Genomic DNA, 20,324 nt, shown 5'->3' on the forward strand with positions numbered 1-20,324 from the left:
CGCGTCGTCGGCCGCCGGGGGCCGGCGCCGCCGACGACGGGGACCTGTGCGATCTCGCCGCGGACTTCGCGGCGTATGCGGCATCCGTCGTACCCGAGTGAGGTGATAATTTCCGAAATCGGGCACGCTGCGGCCGTTTCTGAGCGGAGTTCGGTCGTAGGCTGCCGCGCATGTGCGGAATCGTGGGATACGTGGGGTCGCAGTCGGCGCTCGAGATCGTGATGGCCGGGCTGAAGCGGCTGGAGTACCGGGGATACGACTCGGCGGGCGTCGCCGTGCTGGCGGACGGGGGGCTGGCGGCCGCGAAGAAGGCGGGCAAGTTCGTCAATCTGGAGAAGGAGCTGACGGAGCGGCCGCTGCCGACCGGGACTACGGGCATCGGGCACACGCGGTGGGCCACGCACGGTGGACCGACGGATGCCAACGCGCATCCGCACCTCGACAACGCCGGGCGCGTGGCCGTCGTGCACAACGGGATCATCGAGAACTTCGCATGTCTGCGCGCCGAGTTGGAGGAGCGGGGGCACGAGCTGGGGTCCGAGACGGACACCGAGGTCGTGGCTCATCTGCTCGCCGAGGAGTTCTCGGCCTGTGCCGACCTCGCCGAGGCCATGCGGCTGGTGTGCCGGCGGCTGGAGGGGGCGTTCACGCTGGTCGCCGTGCATGCGGACGAGCCCGATGTGGTGGTGGGGGCGCGGCGGAACTCGCCGCTGGTGGTGGGCGTTGGGGAGGGTGAGGCCTTTCTCGCCTCGGACGTCGCCGCGTTCATCGCCCACACGCGGTCGGCGATCGAGCTGGGGCAGGATCAGGTGGTGGAGCTGCGGCGGGACGGGGTGACCGTCACCGGGTTCGACGGGCGGCCGGCGGATGTGCGGTCGTATCGCATCGACTGGGATGCCGCCGCCGCGGAAAAGGGGGGCTATGACTACTTCATGCTCAAGGAGATCGCCGAGCAGCCCAAGGCGGTCGCCGATACGTTGCTGGGGCGCATCGACGCCGTCGGCTCACTGACACTGGACGAGGTCCGGATCAGCGCCTCCGAGCTGCGGGAAGTCGACAAGGTCGTCATCGTCGCCTGCGGCACGGCCTTTCACGCCGGGTTGATCGCCAAGTACGCCATCGAGCACTGGACGCGGATTCCGTGTGAGGTGGAGCTGGCGAGTGAGTTCCGGTACCGGGATCCGATCCTCGATCAGCAGACGCTCGTCGTCGCCATCTCCCAGTCCGGCGAGACCATGGACACGCTCATGGCGCTCCGGCACGCCCGTGAGCAGGGGGCGCGGGTACTGGCGATCTGCAACACCAACGGGTCGACCATTCCGCGCGAGTCGGATGCGGTGCTGTACACGCATGCCGGGCCTGAGGTCGCGGTTGCGTCCACCAAGGCGTTCCTGACGCAGTTGGTGGCCTGCTATCTCGTCGCGCTGTATCTGGGGCAGGTGCGGGGCACCAAGTGGGGGGACGAGATCCACGCGGTGGTGCGGGACCTGGCGAAGATCGGTGGTGAGGTCGAGCGGGTGCTGGAGACCATGGAGCCGGTGCGGGAGCTGGCGCGGTCGCTCGCCCACAAGAACACGGTGCTGTTCCTGGGACGGCACGTGGGGTATCCGGTGGCGCTGGAGGGCGCGCTCAAGCTGAAGGAACTCGCCTATATGCACGCCGAGGGGTTTGCGGCGGGGGAGTTGAAGCACGGGCCGATCGCCTTGATCGAGGACGACCTGCCGGTGGTCGTGGTGGTGCCCTCGCCTCGGGGGCGGTCCGTCCTGCACGACAAGATCGTCTCCAACATCCAGGAGATTCGGGCTCGGGGTGCGCGGACGATCGTGATCGCGGAGGAGGGGGACGAGGCGGTGGTGCCGTATGCGGATCACCTGATCCGGATTCCGGCTACGCCGACCTTGCTTCAGCCGCTTGTGGCGACGGTGCCGTTGCAGGTGTTCGCGTGTGAGTTGGCTACGGCTCGGGGGAACGAGGTGGATCAGCCTCGGAACTTGGCGAAGTCGGTGACGGTGGAGTGAGCCGACTTTAGGTCTTCGAGGAAGGCGGTGAAGACTCCGGCTGGGAAGGTGAGGGTTGCCCTGGCCGGGGTCTTTGAGTCGCGGACGGCGGTGTGGGTGGGGGAGGTTGCGATCTCCACGCACTCGTTGCCGTCGCCCTCGCCCGAGTAGGACGACTTCCGCCAGTTGTCGGAGATGGTCATGGGCGCCTCACAGCTCCTTCGTCAGGCGACCGTTCGGGTGCGAGCAGACTTGAGGGCGTCGAGGAAGGCTGAGAAGGCTCCGGCCGGGAAGGTGAGGGTTGCCCTGGCCGGGGCTTTCGTGTCGCGTACGGCGACATGAGTGGGGGAGTTCGCGATCTCCACACAGTCGTTGCCGTCGCCACCGCCGGAGTAGGACGACTTCCGCCAGTTCTCGGGGGTGATCATGGGAAACCTCACAGCTCCTTCGCCAGTCTGTAGATGAAGTCACGCGAGCGCTCGGGTTCGAGTGACATTGCCTTCACTCTATGGAAGAGCCTTCGAAAGGAGCTGAGTTGGGCTTCGGAATCGACAAAGACTGTGCCATGGGGAGCATCACGGACCACTGTGTCCAGCTTGGGGACGGGGCCGCTCACGTAGGTCATCGTGCTCGCGGCCAGGCCGAAGCCATCCAGGTCGAAGGGGATCACGCGCACCGTGATCCGATCCGCATCGGAGCGTTCCAGGATGCGGGTGAGCTGGGCGCGTGACGTCGCACGGTCGCTGACCCTGATGCGCAGGGCCGCTTCGTGGATCACCGCCTCGTAGGGGAAGGTGGCGATCTGCTGGCGTTTCATTCGGTGGCGGACACGCAACTCGATCTCACCTTCGGTGAGTTCGGGAATTCTGTCGGAGAAGACGGCACGGGCGTAGTCCTCTGTCTGCAACAAGCCCGGCACGTAGAGGGTGGCTACGTTGCGCAGAGATCGAGCATGGTGATCCAGTTCGGACAGGTCCAGGAACGATGTGGGCAGCAGGCCCCGGTACTCCTCCCACCAGCCACGTGTCCGATCGGTGGCCATCGCGACCAAGGCGTCGATGAACTCCTCGTCCGTGCAGGCGTAGTGAGAGGTGAGTCGGCGCAGTCGTTCCTCACTCACGCCCGACAGGCCGGACTCGATGTGGCTGATCTGTACGGCGTTCACACCGAGCAGTGCCGCCGCTTGGCGGGCGCTGAGGTCTGCCGCGTCGCGAAGTCTGCGCAACTCGATCGCCAGGCGCATCTGACGCGCTGTTGGTTCGCGCCTGGTCGTCATGAACTGCTCCTCGGTGCAACACGCTTGAAGCGACTCGTTCGGGGGTCAGATTACGCGATTGGCTTGCTCGACCGAAAGATTATCCCCTACCGTCAGTGACGTAGCGCATACGTAGCGGAAGCGCACCGCTCCGTCCTGCCGTGACGGCTGCGGCACTGTCACCGCAACCTGAACTACCCCCCTGCCACCCGAACGGAGTTCACGCATGCCCGAAACCGAACCCTGGGAGTACACGCTCTACATCCCGAACGACGTCCGAGCCGTCACCGTCTCCCGCCGCACCCTCCGGCTGATCCTCACCATGCACGGCCTCATCAACCTCGCCGACACCGCCGAACTCCTCGCCACCGAGCTGGTCGCCAACGCCGTACGCCATACCAAAGGGCCCGCCGCCCTGCGCGTGCGCTGGTCGGCCGGTGTGCTGCGGATCGGGGCGTGGGACGCGGATCCCGAACCGCCTGAGCCGCCGCGGGAGTTGGAGAAGCTCGGGGAGGCCGAGGAGGGGCGAGGGTTGGCTCTGGTCCGGGCCGGTTCGGATCTGTGGGGGTGGCAGCCGCTGACCAGGGACGGGAATCGCGGCAAGTACGTGTGGTGCGAGCTGACTTCGGCGGCGTGAACGTTTGCTCGCCACTCGAAAGAGTGGACGTATCCCGATCGTCTGGATCTTCAACCCATCACGCCATCAAGGTTGCACACATGGTCACATCAGCTCACGAGGGCATGCACCGCATCTTTCAGGAGCGGCCCGAGATCCTGGCTCCCGTGTTCGGGGTGCTGGGCGTCCCCTTATCCGCGAAGGCGACCGTGGACGCCGTCACCACGGACGTGACGGAGGCGCGGCCGCTGGAACGTCGCGTGGACACCGTGCTGCGCATCGGGCCATCCGATGGAGAGGACTTTCTGCTCGCCGTCGAGGCGCAGTCGGGCAAGGTTGCGGGCAAGGAGTGGAGTTGGGCGTACTACATCGGCTACCTCCAGGCGAAGTACGGGCTACCCGTACTGCTTCTCGTCGTCTGCCAGGACAGAGCCACGGCCAAGTGGGCGGCCGGTCCCTTCGACTGCGGCACGCGCGGGTGGACGGCTCTGCGGACGTATCCGCTGGTCGCCGGGCCGGACAACCTGCCGGTGATCACCGACGCGCGGACCGCGGCGAAGAACCTCCCACTGGCAGTGCTCTCCGCCTTGGCACACGCCCGTGGCCGCGACTGCGACGCCAGACTGGAGGCCATCAGCACAGCCCTTCAGGAACTCCTGGATACCGATCCCGCCACCGCCAAGTACTTCTTCGACTTCCTCGAAGTCGCCCTGGGTAAGACTCCAGCCGGAGAGAAATGGAAGGCAATCATGTCGACGTTCGTCAGCTACTTCCCCGGTCGGGGGACGGTTCGTGAGACGGCCTACCTGGAGGGCAAGGTCGAAGACCGCGCCCTGATGATCCTGCGCGCGCTGGAGAAGCGCGGCATCGCGGTACCCGAGGACACCCGGGAGCGCATCACCTCGTGCACTGACCTCGACACGCTCACTCTCTGGTTCGACCGTTCTCTGACTGCCACAGTGGCCGAGGACCTGTTCGCCGAGGACCCGCAGGTTCCGGGCGCCAGTCCTGAAGAGGCGTGAGCGTTGACAGACCTGCAAGACAATCAGCAGAGCCTGAACCCGGAGCTGCAAGAGGAAATCTCAGGCATTGCCACGTCGCTCGTGGCGGCCATGGCCTTGGGGCTCGCACCCGAGAAGAGCGTGGCCGAACTCCACGGAAGGTACAAGGAGATCCTCAAACGGGAGACCTTGTCTCCTTGGGAGATCGCGTACCTGCGCGGCAAGATCGAGAAGTGGCCGCCGGGATACGCCGAGGAGTGGGCCTCCGGGTACGCCAAAGGCCTGGCCGAAGGCAAGGCCAAGGGAATCCTGCTCGTGCTGAAGGTGCGTGGCATCCCCGTACCGGACAGTGTGCGTGAGCGCATCACGAGCTGAACCGACCTCGATCGCATAGATGCCTGGCTGGAGCGTTCCCGTACGGTCGAGCGGGCCGAGGACCTGTACGCCGAGGACCCGAACCTTCCGGGTGCCGGTTCCGTCACGGCGGGGGAGCCAGTAGGTCTACCCTCCACGCCCTCGCCTGAGGCATGAACCTGTGCTCGGCCGCGTACGCCGCCATGCGGGCGTTGCGCTCCTCTGCCTCCGGCCCGTCCGGCAAATGGAACTCCCCGCCCGCCCGCGCGGAGCGGGCCTGCATGCCCGTGGCCCCCGCCAGCCGTCGGCGGACATAGCGGTCCAGCGCGTCGGGTACCCCGGCCGGCGTCACTCCCGCCAGGACATCGCCCAGCACCGCCGCATCCAGGATCGCCTGCGCTGCCCCCTGCGCCTGGAACGGCACCATCGCGTGGGCACTGTCGCCGAGGAGGGTCACCCGGCCGACGTTCCAGCGGGGGAGCGGGGTGCGGGTGTGGATGCCGTAGCGGTACACCTGGCCCGCGCGTTCGAGGACGCTCAGTACTCGGGGGTCCCAGCCGGCGAACTCGCGCAGTTGCTCGCCGGGTTCAGCCCGAGCGGTCCATGACTCCTGGGTCAACTCCCCCGTGCTGAACACGGCCACGACGTTGAGCAGTTCGCCGCGCCGCACCCAGTAGTGGACGAAGTGGCGGTCCGGGCCGAGCCAGACGGCGAGTGGAGGGAGGCCCAGGTCGGCCACTTCCTCGGCCGGCAACAGGGCCCGGTATGCCGCCGTTCCCGAGAAGACGGCCTCGTCCTTGCCGAAGAGCCACTGGCGAGCGGCGGATCGGATGCCGTCCGCCGCCACCACGAGGTCCGCGGTCAGGCGCTCGCCCGTCGCCGTCATCACCTGGGCGTAGTCGTCGTCCTGGCCGATCGCGACGACCGTCGTGTTCAGGCGTACCGCCTCCCGTGGCACCGCGGCGGCCAAGGCGCCGTGCAGGTCCGCCCGGTGCACCACCAGATACGGCGCCCCGAACTCCTCCTCCGCCTCGCGGCCCAGCGCGTAGCGGCAGATCTCCGCCCCGTCCGACCAGGTGTGGAAGCTGACGTGGGCAGGGCGGGCGGCCCGGGCGGCGACCGCGTCCAGCACGTCGAGTCGGCGTAACTCCCGCGTGGCGTTGGGGGCGAGCTGGATTCCGGCGCCCACCTCCGTGAAGCGCGCCGTCTGCTCGACCAGCGTCACGTCGACGCCGGCGCGGCGCAGGCTCAGTGTCGCGGCCAGTCCTCCGATGCCGGCTCCGACCACGATCGCCCTCATGCGACGCCCCCGACGGGACACCGGCCCCGTGAGGCAGACCGCCGCCGTAACTCCCTCTCGTCAGCCCCGTACATCCCGCCAAGCCCCCGGAATCCCCTCGGCCACGTCATGCGCCCCCACCGGCGCCCCGTCCGCCGCGAACCTCGCCGAGAGGCCATGGAGATACGCGGCCACGCTCGCAGCGTCCACCGTCGTGAGCCCCGCCGCCAGCAACGATCCCGCCAAACCGGACAGCACGTCACCGCTGCCTGCCGTGGCCAGCCAGCCGGTTCCCGTCGGGTTCACCCGGACCGGCCCGGTGCCGCCCGCCTCCGCCACCAGCGTCGTCGACCCCTTCAACAGCACGGTCGCCGAATACCGCGCCGCCAACTCCCTTACCGAAGCCAGCCGAGCCCCCTCGACCTCCTCCCGTGCCACCCCGAGCAGTGCCGCCGCCTCCCCGGCGTGCGGGGTCATCAGGGTCGGTGCCGTACGGCCGCGTACCGCCTCCGGGTCCGCCAGCCGCAGCCCGTCCGCGTCGATCAGTACCGGGACGTCCGCCGCCAGCACCTCCGCCACCGTCGCCGCGTCGTCCCCCGCGCCGGGGCCGACGACCCACGCCTGCACGCGCCCCGCCTTCTTCGGTCCCCGGTCCGACACCAGCGTCTCGGGGAACCGCGCGATCACCGCGTCCCCGGCCGGACCGACGTACCGAACGGCCCCCGCCCCGCCCCGCAACGCCCCCGCCACCGCGAGCACGGCCGCGCCCGGATAGCGAGCCGAGCCTGCCGCGATGCCGACGACCCCCCGGCGGTACTTGTCCGACTCCGCCGCCGGCAACGGCAACAGCAGTGCCACGTCCGCGTGTTGCAGCGCCTCCAGCTCCACCGCGCCGTTCGGCAGCGCCAGACCGATGTCCACCAGGCGCACCACCCCGGCGTACTCCCGCGCCGGATCGATCAGCAGCCCCGGCTTGTGCGTGCCGAAGGTGACGGTGAGGTCGGCCCGCAGCGCAGCCCCGCGTACCTCGCCCGTCTCCACGTCCACGCCGCTCGGCAGGTCCACGGCGACCACGGCGGCCCGCGACCGCTCGGCCGCGGCGGCCAGCGGTGCCGCCTCCGGGCGGAGCCCGCCCTTGCCGCCGATCCCGACAATCCCGTCGACGACCAGATGCGCGCGCTCGATCAACTCCTCGGCCGTATCGACCCCGGCCGCCCGGCCGCCCGCCCGGCGCAGCGCCGTCAGCCCTGCGGCATGCGCCCGCTCGGGGTTCAGCAGGATCGCCGTAACTCCCGCCCCGCGCCTGGCCAGTCGCGCGCCGGCGTACAGGGCGTCGCCGCCGTTGTCGCCGCTGCCGACCAGCAGGACGATCCGGCTGCCGTACACCCGGCCCAGCAGATCCGCGCAGGCGGCGGCGAGTCCGGCCGCCGCCCGTTGCATCAGTGCCCCGTCCGGCAGCCGTGCCATCAGCTCCCGTTCGGCCGCCCTTACCGTCTCCACGCCGTACGCAGTCCGCATGCGACCGAGTCTCCCGTACCCGGCGGAACTCGTCGCATCCATTGACGCTTTGCCGTGCCTTTGCCAAACTCACCGGCCCCCACAGGATGAATCGATTCAGTCGAATGGATTCGACGAGATCCCTGCGACGAGATCCCTGCGACGAGATCCGTGCGACGAGATCCGTGCGACGAGATCCGTGCGACGAGATCCGTGCGACGAGATCCCTGCGACGAGATCCGTGCGACGAGATCCGTTCGATGCGATCGGTTCGACGAGAGGAAGCCCCTCATGGGACGCAGAGCCGCATTCATGGGACGCAGAGCCGCCCTCCTCGCCTCCGCCGGTGCCACCGCCCTCCTCACCACCCTCGGCACCCTCACCGCCCCCACCCCCGCCGCGGCCGCCGCCTGCGGTGAAGGCTCCTACCAGGCCGAAGCCGTGCTCAGTGGCAGCACCTGGACCGCGCGGCGCGGCAGCAGCACCGTCTATACGGGCGGTGACATGCGGGCCGCCGTGCAGGCCGCCGTCAACAGCCTCACCTCCGGGCGCACCGCCAAGGAGCGGGTGGTGGTGCGGGGTTCGGGAGCCATGTCCGCCGGGTCCCGGATCTCCCTGCCGAGCTACACCGTGCTCGACGTCTGCGGCACCATCAACGTCACCGGCAGCGGTTCCGGCGACCAGGCGCCCGTCTACTCGCGCGGCACCCGGGACGTCGAGGTCCAGCACCTGAACCTCACCGGCAGCCCGCTGTACGGCGTCTTCATGCGGAATGTTCAGAATGTTGTGCTCGGGCAGATCGACATGCGGCTGTCCGCGGGGCTGGGCGTGCGGATCGACAACCGCGGGGACACCAGCCAGTGGACGCGCAACGTCCGGATCGACAACGTGTACGTCTCCGGGGCCTCCAGCCACGCCGTGGAGACATACGGCGTCGACGGCATCACCATCGGCACGGTGACCGCGCGGAACGTGGGCGAGTCGGGTCTGTTGCTCAACCAGACCATCAACGCCACCGTCACCAAGGTCGACGCCGAGAACGCGGGGACGGGCACCGGGTACGCCGCCTTCCGCATGGCCAACCGGAACGGACGGGTGGGCAGTTCGTACCCGACCAACATCCGGGTGGGCGAGGTCGTCGCGCGCGGCGGCGGGCGCGGGGTGTTCTGTGTGTCCGAGAGCGGCGGGGCCGTCATCGACCGGGTGACCCTCTCCAACACCGGCAACAACTCGGTCCTGATCGAGAACTGCTACAACGTCAGCCTCGCCGCCCAGAGCGGCACGATCACGGGCGGCGGCGAGCTTCGGCTGGCGGCGCGGTCCGAGTTCCCGAACAACCGGGACATCACCGTCCAGAACCTGACCGTGACCAACTCGGCGATCAGGGAGAGCCCCTGCGGTGAGAACACGACCTTCCGGAACATCACCCGCGTGAACACCAGTCAGTCGATCTGCTGACCGCCCGGTGCGCGGTGGCGGAGGCTCAGCCCTCCGCCACCACCACCGCCGACGCCACTCCGGCGTCATGGCTCAGCGACACGTGCCAGGACCGTACGCCCAGTTCGGCCGCCCGTGCCGCCACCGTCCCCGTCACCCGCAGCCGTGGCCGGCCGCTGTCCTCGACGAAGACCTCGGCGTCCGTCCAGAGCAGGCCCGAGGGCGCGCCCAGTGACTTCGCGAGGGCCTCCTTCGCGGCGAAGCGGGCGGCGAGCGAGGCGATGCCCCGGCGTTCGCCGCTGGGCAGCAGCAACTCGCTCTGCAGGAACAGCCGTTCGGCCAGCGCGGGCGTGCGTTGCAGCGCCGCCTCGAACCTGTCGATCTCGGCCACGTCGATACCGACCCCGATGATGCTCATGCCGAGAACCCTATGGGGCCCGCAAGTCGGCTCCTCAAAAGAGTGACCCAGCCGCGCGGCACCTCCCGCACGGCAGGCCCTCACGCTTCTCTGAGCGCATGATCAGCGGACGTATCGCATGTCGGAGCATCGCAATGGTGCTCGCCGCGGCCACCCTGCTGCCCGTGGGCAGCGCCTCGGCCGACCCCGTCCCCCCGGATCCCGATTCCGGATCGCAGACCGAGCTCGTGCCCGGAGTCCCCCTCACCTTGCTCCCGCTCTGGCAGACGGACACGCCCGACCAGGCGCTGGCGCCGGAGGTGTACACGCCCAGCGCCGAGGAGGACGCCGTCGAGCCGCAGGACGCGCCGGAGGAGGCCGACGACCGCGTGGAGTACGTCGATCCCATCGACGCCCTCGGGGGCGTGAAGTGCAGCGAGGAGACGGGCCCGCGGCAGCGGCAGGTCGAGGAGTGGCTGAAGCTGCCGGTGGACGGGGAGCAGTCGGCCGCCGACTGCCGGGCCATCCGCGCCTTTCAGAAGAAGCACGGGATCAAGCCCGCCATCGGGTTCGCCGGGCCTGTCACCTGGGCCACCATGCAGCTCCTCGACGCCGGGAAGAACCCGAACGCCGACAAGAAGTGCCCGGTGCGGGCGTACCGGGTCGCCTGTGTCGACCTCGACCGGCAGCTGATCTGGGTACAGGACGGCAAGGACGTCGTCTACGGTCCCGTGTCCATCCGCAGCGGACGGGAGGGGTACGAGACGCGGACCGGGTGGCACGCGGTGTACTGGCGGCACAAGAACCACGTGTCGACGCTGTACAAGAGCCCCATGCCCTACTCCCAGTTCTTCAGCGGCGGCCAGGCGTTCCACGGCGTCTACGGCAACATCTACACCCCCGTCGGCTCGATGGGATGCGTCAATCTGCCCCTGGAGGACGCCCGCAAGCTGTGGCGGGTGCTGAAGAACAACGACAAGGTCTATGTGTGGGGGCGGCGGCCCGGTGCCTGAGCGCGCCCGAGGGCCTCGAGGGGCCGAGGGCCCGTGAGGGGGCAGTGCCCGGGGGCTGTCGGCGGCCTCTGAGAGACTAGCGACCTCTGAGAGATTAGGGGACGCGATGAGTGAGACAGCTGCTGTGCCGACCGCTGCAGTGCGCGCACGCGCCGAGATCGATCTGGGCGCCCTGCGCGCCAATGTGCAGGCCCTGCGCGCGCGGGCCCAGGGTGCCGCCGTGATGGCCGTCGTCAAGTCCGACGCGTACGGCCACGGCGCGGTGCCGTGCGCCCGCGAGGCCCTCGCCGCGGGCGCGACCTGGCTCGGCACGACCACGGTCGAGGAGGCCCTCGAGCTGCGCGCGGCCGGCCTTCCCGGTCGCATCCTGGCCTGGCTGTGGGTGCCGGGCGCGCCCTGGCAGCAGGCGATCGAGGCCGACATCGACGTCTCGCTCGGCAGCATGTGGGACGTGCGGGAGGTCGCCGAGGCCGCCCGGGCGGCGGGACGCCCCGCGCGCGTGCACCTCAAGGCCGACACCGGGCTCGGCCGCAACGGCTGCCAGCCCGGGGAGGACTGGGCCGAAGTCGTCGCGGCGGCGCTGCGCGCGGAGGCCGAGGGGTTGGTCCGGATCGTCGGCGTGTTCTCGCACCTCGCGTGTGCCGACCTGCCGGGGCACCCGTCCATCGCCGCCCAGCTCGCCCTGTTCCGGGAGATGACTGCCTACGCCGAGCAGCAGGGCGTACGGCCCGAGGTGCGGCACATCGCCAACTCGGCGGCCACCCTCACCCTGCCCGAGAGCCACTTCGACATGGTCCGCGTGGGCATCGCCATGTACGGCGTCTCGGCCAGCGCGGAGCTGGGCACCCCGGCGGACTTCGGCCTGCGCCCGGTGATGACGCTCAGTGCTTCGCTGTCCCTCGTCAAGCGCGTCCCCGGCGGCCACGGCGTCAGCTACGGCCATCACTACATCACCCCGGGCGAGACCACCCTCGGCCTGATGCCGGTCGGCTACGCGGACGGCATTCCGCGGCCGGCCTCGGGCAGCAGCCTGGTGCTGGTCGACGGCAAGTTGCGGACGATCGCCGGCCGGGTCGCCATGGACATGTTCGTGTTGGACCTGGGTGGCGACGAGCCCCCGGCGGGCAGCGAGGCCGTCCTGTTCGGGCCCGGCGACCGGGGCGAGTCCACTGCCATGGACTGGGCCCAGGCCGCGGGCACCATCTCCTATGAAATCGTCACCCGGATCGGAACGCGCGTTCCGCGCGTCTATAGGAATGCGTCGGTGTGATGCACCCGTGGGATTCCTCCGTGGGATTCCCTCAAGGATTCCCTCAAGGATTCCCTCAAGGATTCCCCCAAGGATTCCTCCATGGGATGCGTCCATCCGCATGCATCTAGGTGAATGAGGAACAAGACGGGTAACCCGTAGCGGAACAGCCCTGCGAACAACACCTGCACCATCCAGCACCTACGTCACACCAGCACCACCCGACCCAGCGAAGAGGAGCGGTACGTGAGCGAGAGCAGCGCGGAGGCCGTCATGGCCGTCGCCTCCGCCACGGGGGCGGCCGCGAACTGGCGCAGGGCGACCGGTATCGCCGGTGCGGCGATAGGTGTGATCGCGGCGGGGGCGGCCGCCGGCGTCGCCATAGAGCGGATGACGGTGGGCCGCGGCATGCGGCAGAAGGCCCGCCTCGCCCTGGACTCGGCGGGACCGTACGGCTCGCTGCGCGGCATGCCCGGCAAGGCGTACGCCGACGACGGCACGGAGCTGTACTACGAGGTCGACGACATCGACCCCGAGGCCGCCCCCGCCCTCACCCCGCGCCGGCGCCGGCTCTTCGGACGCAAGGCTCCCGCCCCCGTCACCGTCGTCTTCAGCCACGGCTACTGCCTCAGCCAGGACTCCTGGCACTTCCAGCGCGCCGCGCTCAGGGGCGTCGTGCGCACCGTGCACTGGGACCAGCGCAGCCACGGCCGCTCCGGGCGGGGCGTGGCCCAGACGCAGGACGGCAGGCACGTCGACATCGAGCAACTCGGGCGTGACCTGAAGGCCGTCATCGACGCGGCCGTGCCCGAGGGGCCGATCGTGCTGGTCGGGCACTCCATGGGCGGGATGACGGTGATGGCGCTGGCCGACCAGTACCCGGAGCTGATCCGCGACCGGGTCGTCGCCACCGCCTTCGTCGGTACGTCGTCCGGACGGCTCGGCGAGGTCAACTTCGGGCTGCCCGTCGCCGGTGTGAATGCGGTACGGCGAGTGTTGCCGGGCGTGCTCAAGGCGCTGGGCCAGCGGGCCGAGCTGGTGGAGAAGGGGCGCCGGGCCACCGCGGACCTGTTCGCGGGGATCATCAAGCGGTACTCGTTCTCGTCGCGGGACGTCGATCCGGCCGTCGCCCGGTTCGCCGAGCGAATGATCGAGGGAACGCCGATCGACGTGGTCGCGGAGTTCTACCCGGCCTTCACCGACCACGACAAGACCGAGGCGCTCGGCCTCTTCACGGAGATGCCCGTACTCGTCCTGGCCGGTGTGGGTGACCTCGTCACGCCCAGCGAGCACAGCGAGGCGATCGCCGATCTGCTGCCGGACGCCGAGCTGGTCCTGGTGCCGGACGCCGGGCATCTGGTGATGCTGGAGCACCCGGAAGTGGTCACCGACCGCCTGGCCGACCTGCTCACCCGCTCGGGTGCCGTGCCCGCAGGGGCTACCGTAAGTGGCTATGGAAGCACCAGCAGCACCGCACAACGCGGGTGACCTCGAGCTGACCGTCACTTCTCCCGAGCAGATGCGGGAACTGGGCCGCCGCCTCGCCAAGCTGCTGCGCGCGGGCGACCTCCTGATGCTCAGCGGGGAGCTCGGCGCGGGCAAGACGACGCTGACCCGGGGGCTCGGCGAAGGGATGGGCGTCAGGGGAGCAGTCACGTCCCCGACCTTCGTGATCGCCCGCGTGCACCCCTCCCTCGGCGACGGTCCGCCACTCGTCCACGTCGACGCCTACCGGCTGTCCGGCGGCCTCGACGAGATGGAGGACCTCGACCTCGACGTCTCGCTGCCCGAGTCGGTGATCGTCGTCGAGTGGGGCGAGGGCAAGGTCGAGGAACTGACCGAGGAGCGGCTGCAGGTCGTGATCCACCGGGCCGTCGGTGACACGACCGACGAGGTACGGCATGTGACCGTGACCGGGCTCGGGGAGCGCTGGGCGGCGGTGGATCTGAGCGTGCTGTCCGCCTGAGCCCGGCCCGGGGTGAACATTCCGACAAGACGTCGGCAAGATATTGCATTTGCGGTCTTGCGCGTGGTCACATGGTATCCAGTCCGTAGTTAGGTCTACCTAACTACGTCCCCTCCCGGCCCCAGGAGGCGTTCATGTCGGCTTCGGAGAACAAGGTCCAGCAGCGGCCGCGGGTGGTCGCCGGGGTGTCCATGCGTGATCTGCTGGCGGCCGGCGCCGCCGCGAACGTGATCTCGACCCCGCCGCGGGCTCCCGAGCCGCAGGCGCCCCGGCCGGCCGCGGGGCACGGGCATCGCGAAGCGGCGTAGCTCCGCTGGTTGGGCCGCGGTGGGGGGTGCCGGGCTCGTTTCGTGGTTCGTCTGCCGCGCCGTCGTGGCTGGTCGCGCAGTTCCCCGCGCCCCTTGAGGGCGCTGCCGCGCCCTTGCCACGTCGTTCGTCTGCCGCTCCGTGGTGGCTGGTCGCGCAGTTCCTCGCGCCCCTTGAGGGCGCTGCCGCGCCCTTGCCCGCTCTGCTCAGCGGATGACCGCGACCGTTCGGCCGATTGTTGCGAAGTCCCACATCGCGGTGCCGTCCGCCCGGGATTCACGGATGCCGCCCGTCTTCACGGGCGGGTTGGGCAGGGGCGTGGAGCCGTCGACGGCCGCGCTGAAGCCGATGGTGACGCCTTCCACCTCGCTGAAGCGGACGACGTGCTCGATGGCGGTGCCGTCGGTGCCGGTGACCGCGTTGGAGCGGGAGGTGACCGAGTAGACGCCCGGCGCCGGGTCGACCGATCCGGCGGTGACGCGGAACGTGCGCTTGACCGTGTCGCCCTCGCCGACCAGCCACACCCGGTCGTCGTCCAGCGAGTACACGACCCGCACACCTGTACCGGACCCGGCGGGCAGCGCGCCGGGGTCCCTCCCGTCGCGGGCCCCCTTGGCGGCACTCGCCGCGGGTGAGCTGCTCGCACGGGGATTGCCCAGGTCGGCCGGGACGCTAGCCCGGGCCTGGTAGGTGAGGAAGCCGACGGTCGCGAGGGCGGCCGCGGTGAGCCCCGCCACGAATCCGGAGCTGCTGCTTGCCACCGTCGCCCACCTCCGTCGTCCGCGTCGTACGTCGTGATCAAGCCAGACCGTAGCAGCCGTCAAGGGCGCCGCCGGGGCGGCGCTTCCTGGGGCGAGAGCGCCGTAGGCTGTTTGCGTGCTCTTGCTCGCTCTGGATACCGCCACCCCCGCCGTCACCGTCGCGCTGCACAACGGTACGGACGTCATCGCCTCCTCGAGCCAGGTGGACGCGCGCCGGCACGGCGAGCTGCTGCTGCCGGCCGTCGACCGGGTCCTCGCCGAGGCCGGCCTCAAACTCGACGCCGTCACCGGCATCGTCGTAGGCATCGGCCCCGGCCCCTACACCGGGCTGCGCGTCGGTCTGATGACCGCCGACACCTTCGGGCTCGCCCTCGGCGTCCCCGTGCACGGCGTGTGCACGCTGGACGGCCTCGCGTACGCCGCCGACATCGAGAAGGGCCCGTTCGTCGTGGCGACCGACGCCCGGCGCAAGGAGGTCTACTGGGCGCGGTACGCCGACTCCCGTACGCGTCTGACCGACCCGGCCGTCGACCGGCCCGCCGACATCGCCGACCAGGTCGCCGGACTGCCCGCCGTCGGCGCGGGCGCGCTGCTGTACCCCGACACCTTCCCCGGCGCCCACGAGCCCGAGCACGTGTCGGCGGCGGCCCTCGCCGGGCTGGCCGCGGAGAAACTGGCGGCGGGCGAGGAACTTCCCGCGCCCCGGCCGCTGTACCTGCGCCGACCCGACGCCCAGGTCCCCAAGAACTACAAGGTGGTCACCCCCAAGTGACAGGACAGACGACCGGACCGGAGACCGGGCCGCCCGTGACTCCTGTGCTGCGCGAGATGCGCTGGTGGGACATCGACGCCGTGCTGGGCCTGGAGAAGGAGCTCTTCCCCGAGGACGCCTGGTCCCGGGGCATGTTCTGGTCCGAGCTGGCCCACTCGCGCGGGCCCGAGGCGACACGGCGCTACGTCGTCGCCGAGGAGGGCGAGCGGCTCGTCGGATACGCCGGACTCGCGTCCGCCGGGGACCTGGCCGACATCCAGACCATCGCCGTCGCCCGCGACTACTGGGGGACGGGGCTCGGTGGCCGTCTCCTCACCGAACTGCTGCGGGCCGCCTCCGTCTTCGAGTGCGCCGAAGTGATGCTGGAGTGCCGCGTGGACAACGTCCGCGCGCAAAAGCTCTACGAGCGCTACGGCTTCGAGGCGATCGGCTTCCGGCGCGGCTACTACCAGCCGGGGAACGTGGACGCCCTGGTGATGCGACTGGACACGAAATCCGACAGCGGCTCCGCCGCGGGTTCAACTTCCGTACAAGGAACCGAGATCAATGACTGACTCACGCGACGAGCCGCTCGTACTCGGCATCGAGACCTCCTGCGACGAGACCGGCGTCGGCATCGTCCGCGGCACCACCCTGCTCGCCGACGCCATCGCCTCCAGCGTCGACGAACACGCCCGCTTCGGCGGCGTCGTGCCGGAGGTCGCCTCCCGGGCGCACCTGGAGGCGATGGTCCCGACCATCGACCGCGCGCTGAAGGAAGCGGGGGTCAGCGCGAGGGATCTGGACGGCATCGCCGTCACCGCCGGCCCCGGGCTCGCGGGCGCGCTGCTGGTCGGCGTATCGGCGGCGAAGGCGTACGCCTATGCGCTGGGCAAGCCGCTCTACGGCGTCAACCACCTCGCCTCCCACATCTGTGTGGACCAGCTGGAGCACGGCCCGCTGCCGGAGCCGACGATGGCGCTGCTGGTGAGCGGCGGACACAGCTCTTTGCTGCTGTCGTCGGACATCACTTCCGACGTCCGCCCGATGGGCGCGACCATCGACGACGCGGCGGGCGAGGCCTTCGACAAGATCGCCCGGGTGCTGAACCTGGGCTTCCCGGGCGGTCCGGTCATCGACCGGTACGCGCGCGAGGGCGACCCGGAGGCGATCGCCTTCCCGCGCGGTCTGACCGGCCCGCGCGATCCGGCGTACGACTTCTCCTTCTCCGGTCTGAAGACGGCGGTCGCCCGCTGGATCGAGGCCAAGCGGGCTGCGGGCGAAGAGGTTCCGGTGCGGGACGTCTCCGCCTCCTTCCAGGAGGCGGTCGTGGACGTGCTGACCCGCAAGGCCGTTCGCGCCTGCAAGGACGAGGGCGTCGACCACCTGATGATCGGCGGCGGTGTGGCGGCCAACTCCAGGCTGCGGGCGCTGGCCCAGGAGCGCTGCGAGGCGGCGGGGATCCGGTTGCGGGTACCCCGGCCGAAGCTGTGCACGGACAACGGGGCGATGGTGGCGGCGCTGGGCGCGGAGATGGTTGCGCGGGGCCGGGCCGCGTCCAGCTGGGACCTGTCGGCGGACTCCTCGCTGCCGGTGACGGATCCTCATGTGCCGGGGCACAGCCACGACCACGACCACGACCACGTGCACGAGGTCAGCAAGGAGAACCTGTACTCGTGACGGTCGCGTTGATGTGGGAGGCGCGGGCGGTTCCGGGACGGGGGGAGGAGCTGCTGGCGTGGGCGCGGGCACAGGAGTTGGCCGTACGGCCCCTGCGCCGGGAGACCTTCCGGGCGCCGCAGGACCGGGTGCTCGTCATCACCTGGTGGGACGCCGAGTTCGACGCCGAGCTGCCCGAACTGCCGGAACCGGATGGTGAGTTGGCGACTCGGGCGGTGCATCGGTGGCGGTTCGAGTCAGTGGGGACGGAGTTGCCTCAAGAGGCGTGACGGTTCCCCGCGCACCTCGTGTCACTCCGGCGCCGACGCCTCCGTCTCGCACCGAAGTCGCCGGCCCGGTCCCAACTCCCGGACCGGGCCGGTGAGTTCCAGGCGGGCCGTGTGTCGTACGTCCGCGCTGGAGGCCGCCAGCCGCAGTTCCAGTGTGCCCGGTTCGACCACCCTTCGACCCGAACGGTCGGTGAACGACGACAGATCCGCGTGGAAGCGGAAGGTCACCCGGCTCGCCTCGCCCGGCGCCAGCTCCACACGCCGGTAGCCGATCAGGCGCACATCCGGCCGGGTCACCGACGCCACCGGGTCGTGCAGGTACAGCTGGACCACCTCCGCGCCCGCGCGGTCGCCCGTGTTGCGGACGGTCAGCGACACGTCGTACGAGCCGTCCGTGCCGATCTGCGCCGGCCCGTCGCCGCCCGTGCAGTCCTCCCACGCGAACGACGTGTAGGAGCGTCCGTGCCCGAACGCGTACAGCGGCGTCGGATCCAGGTTGCTGACCTCCCCCGCCAGCCCCAGCGGCGGCTGAAGATACGTCCACGGCTGGCCCCCGGGCACCCGCGGCACGCTCACCGGCAGCCGTCCCGACGGGTCGACCCGGCCCGACAGCACTCCCGCCACCGCCGGGCCGCCCTCCTCGCCCGGGAAGAACGCCTGGACCACCGCCGCCAGCCGCCCGTGCCAGCGGCCCAGCGCATACGGGCGGCCGGTGAGCAGGACCAGGACCACCGGGACGCCCGTGGCCACGAGCGCGTCCAGCAGATCGCCCTGTACGCCTGGCAGCTGAAGGTCCGTCACATCACAGCCCTCGCCCGAGGTGCCCCGCCCGAACAGCCCCGCCCGGTCGCCCAGCACCGCCAGGCACACATCCGCCTCGGACGCCCGCGCCACCGCCTCCTCGAAGCCCGCCAGGTTCGGGTCGGACACCCCGCAGCCCTGCGCGAACGTCACCTTGGCGTCGGGGAGTTCGGCGCGCAGCGCCTCCAGGACCGTCGGGATCTCGATGCCCATCGGCACCTCGGGGTGGTGCGTGAGGACGTGAGAGGGGAAGGAGTAGCAGCCCAGCATCGCCAGGGCGTCCGCCGCGCGCGGGCCCACGACCGCGACACGGGCGTCCGGGGGGAGGGGGAGGACGCCGTCGGGGTTGTCCAGCAGGACCACCGACTCCTCGGCCACCCGGCGGGCCAACACCCGGTTCGCGGGGGAGTCCAGGTCGATGTGTGCCGTCGCCGGCTCCGGGGTCCAGTCCTCGTCCAGGAGGCCCAGCTCGCACTTCTGGAGCAGGACCCGGCGGGCCGCCCGATCCACCAGCTCCTCCGGGACCTCACCCGCGCGGACGGCCTCCACCAGTGGCTTCCCGTAGCACTTCAGGGTCGGCAGCTCCACGTCGATGCCGGCCGCCAGCGCCGCGTGCGCCGCCTCGGCCGGTGAACCCGCCACGCGATGCAGGGTCTCGAGGAATCCGATGCCGAAGTAGTCGGCGACCACCGTGCCCGTGAAACCCCACTGCTCGCGCAGGAGTTCGGTCAGCAGCGCCGGGTCGGCGGAGGCCGGCACGCCGTCCGTCTCGTTGTACGCCGCCATCACCGAGCGCGCCCCGCCCTCGCGCAGCGCCATCTCGAAGGGAGGGAGGGTGACATCGGCGAACTCGCGGATGCCCGCCCGCACGGGCGCCAGGTTGCGGGCGCCCGCCGAGGACGCGTACCCGGCGAAGTGCTTGAGCGTCGCGACGACCCCGGCCGACTCCAGGCCCCGCACGTACGCCGCGCCGATCGTGCCGGTCAGATACGGGTCCTCGCCGATGGTCTCCTCGACCCGGCCCCAGCGCGGATCGCGTACGACGTCAAGGACCGGCGCCAGCCCCTGGTGGACGCCGGCCGAGCGCAGGTCCCGGCCGATGCGCCGGGCCATCTCCTCGACGAGCGGGGGGTCGAAGGTGGCCCCCCACGCGAGCGGGACCGGGTAGGCCGTGGCCTGCCAGGCCGTGAACCCCGCCAGGCACTCCTCGTGGGCCACCGCGGGGATGCCGAAGCGGCCGGCGGCGGTGATACGGCGCTGGGCGCGGGCCAGTGCCTGCGCGCCCAGCGCCGGGTCCACGGGGGCGGTGCCGAAGGAGCGGGTGAGCTGGCCGAGGCCGAGGGTGATCAGCTCGTCGTATTCGGCGGCGGAGTCGGCGGACTCGGCGGTCATGTCGTGCTGGTGCGGGGCGACCCCGTCGCCGTCCGTGGCGGCGCCCACCCACACGCCGTACAGCTGGGCGGTCTTCTCCTGAAGGGTCATCCGGGAGAGGAGGTCGTCGACGCGGTCGGCGGCGGGCAGGGCGGGGTCGCGCCAGGGGGCGGTGGTCATGAAACTCCTGTCCGGGCGATGGCTGGAAACTCCTGTCGGGGCGGTGACGGGAAGGCCCTCTCGCGAATGTTTCGTTCTTCACCTCGAATGTTCCGGGAACCTAGGCGCGGTAAGAAGGGTTCGTCAAGAGGTCGCGCAGGGATA

General features: G+C 70.5%; 22 protein-coding genes. 14 read left to right on the plus strand and 8 right to left on the minus strand.

The genetic code is table 11. The features are described 5' to 3' along the window. The first annotated feature begins 170 nt into the window (after nt 1–170). On the plus strand, nt 171–2,018 hold the full coding sequence (glmS, locus tag EHO50_RS23530; protein WP_128433151.1) for a glutamine--fructose-6-phosphate transaminase (isomerizing): 1,848 nt from the start codon (nt 171–173) through the stop codon (nt 2,016–2,018). Here glmS and EHO50_RS23535 read toward each other — a convergent pair. From EHO50_RS23535 to EHO50_RS23545, 3 genes are read right to left on the minus strand one after another with little or no spacing between them, the layout of a single operon-like run. Further along, nucleotides 1,979–2,200 (minus strand): DUF397 domain-containing protein, encoded by a 222-nt coding sequence (locus tag EHO50_RS23535; protein ID WP_128433152.1) that lies wholly within the window; start codon nt 2,198–2,200, stop codon nt 1,979–1,981. The genes glmS and EHO50_RS23535 overlap by 40 nt on opposite strands. A 21-nt stretch (nt 2,201–2,221) precedes the next feature. Then, complete coding sequence (locus EHO50_RS23540) at nt 2,222–2,425, minus strand: DUF397 domain-containing protein (protein ID WP_128433153.1); 204 nt, start codon at nt 2,423–2,425, stop codon at nt 2,222–2,224. A gap of 8 nt (nt 2,426–2,433) precedes the next feature. Continuing rightward, nucleotides 2,434–3,273 (minus strand): helix-turn-helix domain-containing protein, encoded by an 840-nt coding sequence (locus EHO50_RS23545; protein ID WP_128433154.1) that lies wholly within the window; start codon nt 3,271–3,273, stop codon nt 2,434–2,436. 205 nt (nt 3,274–3,478) lie between these two features. Here EHO50_RS23545 and EHO50_RS23550 point away from each other — a divergent pair, with 205 nt between their 5' ends. From EHO50_RS23550 to EHO50_RS45190, 3 genes are all read left to right on the plus strand, one after another. Further along, nucleotides 3,479–3,889 (plus strand): ATP-binding protein, encoded by a 411-nt coding sequence (locus tag EHO50_RS23550; protein ID WP_128433155.1) that lies wholly within the window; start codon nt 3,479–3,481, stop codon nt 3,887–3,889. An 80-nt stretch (nt 3,890–3,969) separates the two neighbouring features. Then, nucleotides 3,970–4,890, plus strand: a complete 921-nt coding sequence (locus tag EHO50_RS23555) for a hypothetical protein (RefSeq protein WP_164904919.1) — start codon at nt 3,970–3,972, stop codon at nt 4,888–4,890. A 3-nt stretch (nt 4,891–4,893) separates the two neighbouring features. Further along, nucleotides 4,894–5,244 (plus strand): hypothetical protein, encoded by a 351-nt coding sequence (locus tag EHO50_RS45190; protein ID WP_246101354.1) that lies wholly within the window; start codon nt 4,894–4,896, stop codon nt 5,242–5,244. 103 nt (nt 5,245–5,347) lie between these two features. On the opposite strand, the gene EHO50_RS23565 is transcribed toward EHO50_RS45190, so the two are convergent. Together EHO50_RS23565 and EHO50_RS23570 are read right to left on the minus strand one after the other, a co-directional pair. Further along, nucleotides 5,348–6,523 carry an FAD-dependent monooxygenase gene (locus tag EHO50_RS23565; RefSeq protein ID WP_128433156.1) on the minus strand — a complete coding sequence of 392 codons (1,176 nt, stop codon included), beginning with the start codon at nt 6,521–6,523 and terminating at the stop codon, nt 5,348–5,350. A gap of 60 nt (nt 6,524–6,583) precedes the next feature. Next, a complete protein-coding gene (locus tag EHO50_RS23570) occupies nt 6,584–8,020 on the minus strand; it encodes an NAD(P)H-hydrate dehydratase (protein ID WP_128433157.1) in 1,437 nt (478 codons plus the stop codon). A 291-nt stretch (nt 8,021–8,311) separates the two neighbouring features. Between EHO50_RS23570 and EHO50_RS23575 the strand changes: the two genes are divergently transcribed. Then, entirely contained in the window at nt 8,312–9,457 is a 1,146-nt protein-coding gene (locus tag EHO50_RS23575; RefSeq protein ID WP_128433486.1) for a hypothetical protein, read from the plus strand. 25 nt (nt 9,458–9,482) lie between these two features. Here EHO50_RS23575 and EHO50_RS23580 read toward each other — a convergent pair whose 3' ends face one another. After that, nucleotides 9,483–9,854, minus strand: coding sequence for a holo-ACP synthase (locus EHO50_RS23580; protein ID WP_128433158.1), 372 nt, complete (start codon nt 9,852–9,854; stop codon nt 9,483–9,485). A gap of 134 nt (nt 9,855–9,988) precedes the next feature. Between EHO50_RS23580 and EHO50_RS23585 the strand changes: the two genes are divergently transcribed. From EHO50_RS23585 to EHO50_RS44105, 5 genes are all read left to right on the plus strand, one after another. Continuing rightward, entirely contained in the window at nt 9,989–10,846 is an 858-nt protein-coding gene (locus EHO50_RS23585) for a L,D-transpeptidase family protein (RefSeq protein WP_128433159.1), read from the plus strand. Nucleotides 10,847–10,952: 106 nt separating this feature from the next. Further along, entirely contained in the window at nt 10,953–12,116 is a 1,164-nt protein-coding gene (alr, locus tag EHO50_RS23590; RefSeq protein ID WP_128433160.1) for an alanine racemase, read from the plus strand. 225 nt (nt 12,117–12,341) lie between these two features. Next, entirely contained in the window at nt 12,342–13,583 is a 1,242-nt protein-coding gene (locus EHO50_RS23595; RefSeq protein WP_128433161.1) for an alpha/beta fold hydrolase, read from the plus strand. Next, nucleotides 13,549–14,061: a tRNA (adenosine(37)-N6)-threonylcarbamoyltransferase complex ATPase subunit type 1 TsaE gene (gene tsaE / locus EHO50_RS23600; RefSeq protein ID WP_128433162.1), complete on the plus strand. Its 513-nt coding sequence runs from the start codon at nt 13,549–13,551 to the stop codon at nt 14,059–14,061. The genes EHO50_RS23595 and tsaE overlap by 35 nt, the downstream gene beginning before the upstream one ends. A 134-nt stretch (nt 14,062–14,195) precedes the next feature. Then, entirely contained in the window at nt 14,196–14,369 is a 174-nt protein-coding gene (locus EHO50_RS44105) for a hypothetical protein (protein ID WP_164904920.1), read from the plus strand. Nucleotides 14,370–14,573: 204 nt separating this feature from the next. On the opposite strand, the gene EHO50_RS23605 is transcribed toward EHO50_RS44105, so the two are convergent. Next, nucleotides 14,574–15,128: a hypothetical protein gene (locus EHO50_RS23605; protein ID WP_128433163.1), complete on the minus strand. Its 555-nt coding sequence runs from the start codon at nt 15,126–15,128 to the stop codon at nt 14,574–14,576. A gap of 115 nt (nt 15,129–15,243) precedes the next feature. Between EHO50_RS23605 and tsaB the strand changes: the two genes are divergently transcribed. Genes tsaB through EHO50_RS23625 form a run of 4 tightly spaced genes read left to right on the plus strand, consistent with a single transcriptional unit; the run spans nt 15,244 to nt 17,828 of the window. After that, entirely contained in the window at nt 15,244–15,900 is a 657-nt protein-coding gene (gene tsaB / locus EHO50_RS23610) for a tRNA (adenosine(37)-N6)-threonylcarbamoyltransferase complex dimerization subunit type 1 TsaB (RefSeq protein WP_128433164.1), read from the plus strand. A 56-nt stretch (nt 15,901–15,956) separates the two neighbouring features. Then, the gene (gene rimI / locus EHO50_RS23615; RefSeq protein ID WP_128433487.1) at nt 15,957–16,454 is read left to right on the plus strand and encodes a ribosomal protein S18-alanine N-acetyltransferase; all 498 of its coding nucleotides are present in this window, start codon (nt 15,957–15,959) and stop codon (nt 16,452–16,454) included. Further along, nucleotides 16,447–17,559, plus strand: coding sequence for a tRNA (adenosine(37)-N6)-threonylcarbamoyltransferase complex transferase subunit TsaD (gene tsaD / locus EHO50_RS23620; protein WP_128433165.1), 1,113 nt, complete (start codon nt 16,447–16,449; stop codon nt 17,557–17,559). Before rimI ends, tsaD begins: the two co-directional genes overlap by 8 nt. Next, nucleotides 17,556–17,828 carry a hypothetical protein gene (locus EHO50_RS23625; RefSeq protein WP_128433166.1) on the plus strand — a complete coding sequence of 91 codons (273 nt, stop codon included), beginning with the start codon at nt 17,556–17,558 and terminating at the stop codon, nt 17,826–17,828. Before tsaD ends, EHO50_RS23625 begins: the two co-directional genes overlap by 4 nt. A gap of 21 nt (nt 17,829–17,849) precedes the next feature. On the opposite strand, the gene EHO50_RS23630 is transcribed toward EHO50_RS23625, so the two are convergent. Then, complete coding sequence (locus EHO50_RS23630; protein WP_128433167.1) at nt 17,850–20,180, minus strand: beta-xylosidase/alpha-l-arabinosidase; 2,331 nt, start codon at nt 20,178–20,180, stop codon at nt 17,850–17,852. Nucleotides 20,181–20,324 lie beyond the last annotated feature (144 nt).

The organism is Streptomyces cyaneus (genome assembly GCF_004028635.1).
Lineage (GTDB): Bacteria > Actinomycetota > Actinomycetes > Streptomycetales > Streptomycetaceae > Streptomyces > Streptomyces cyaneus.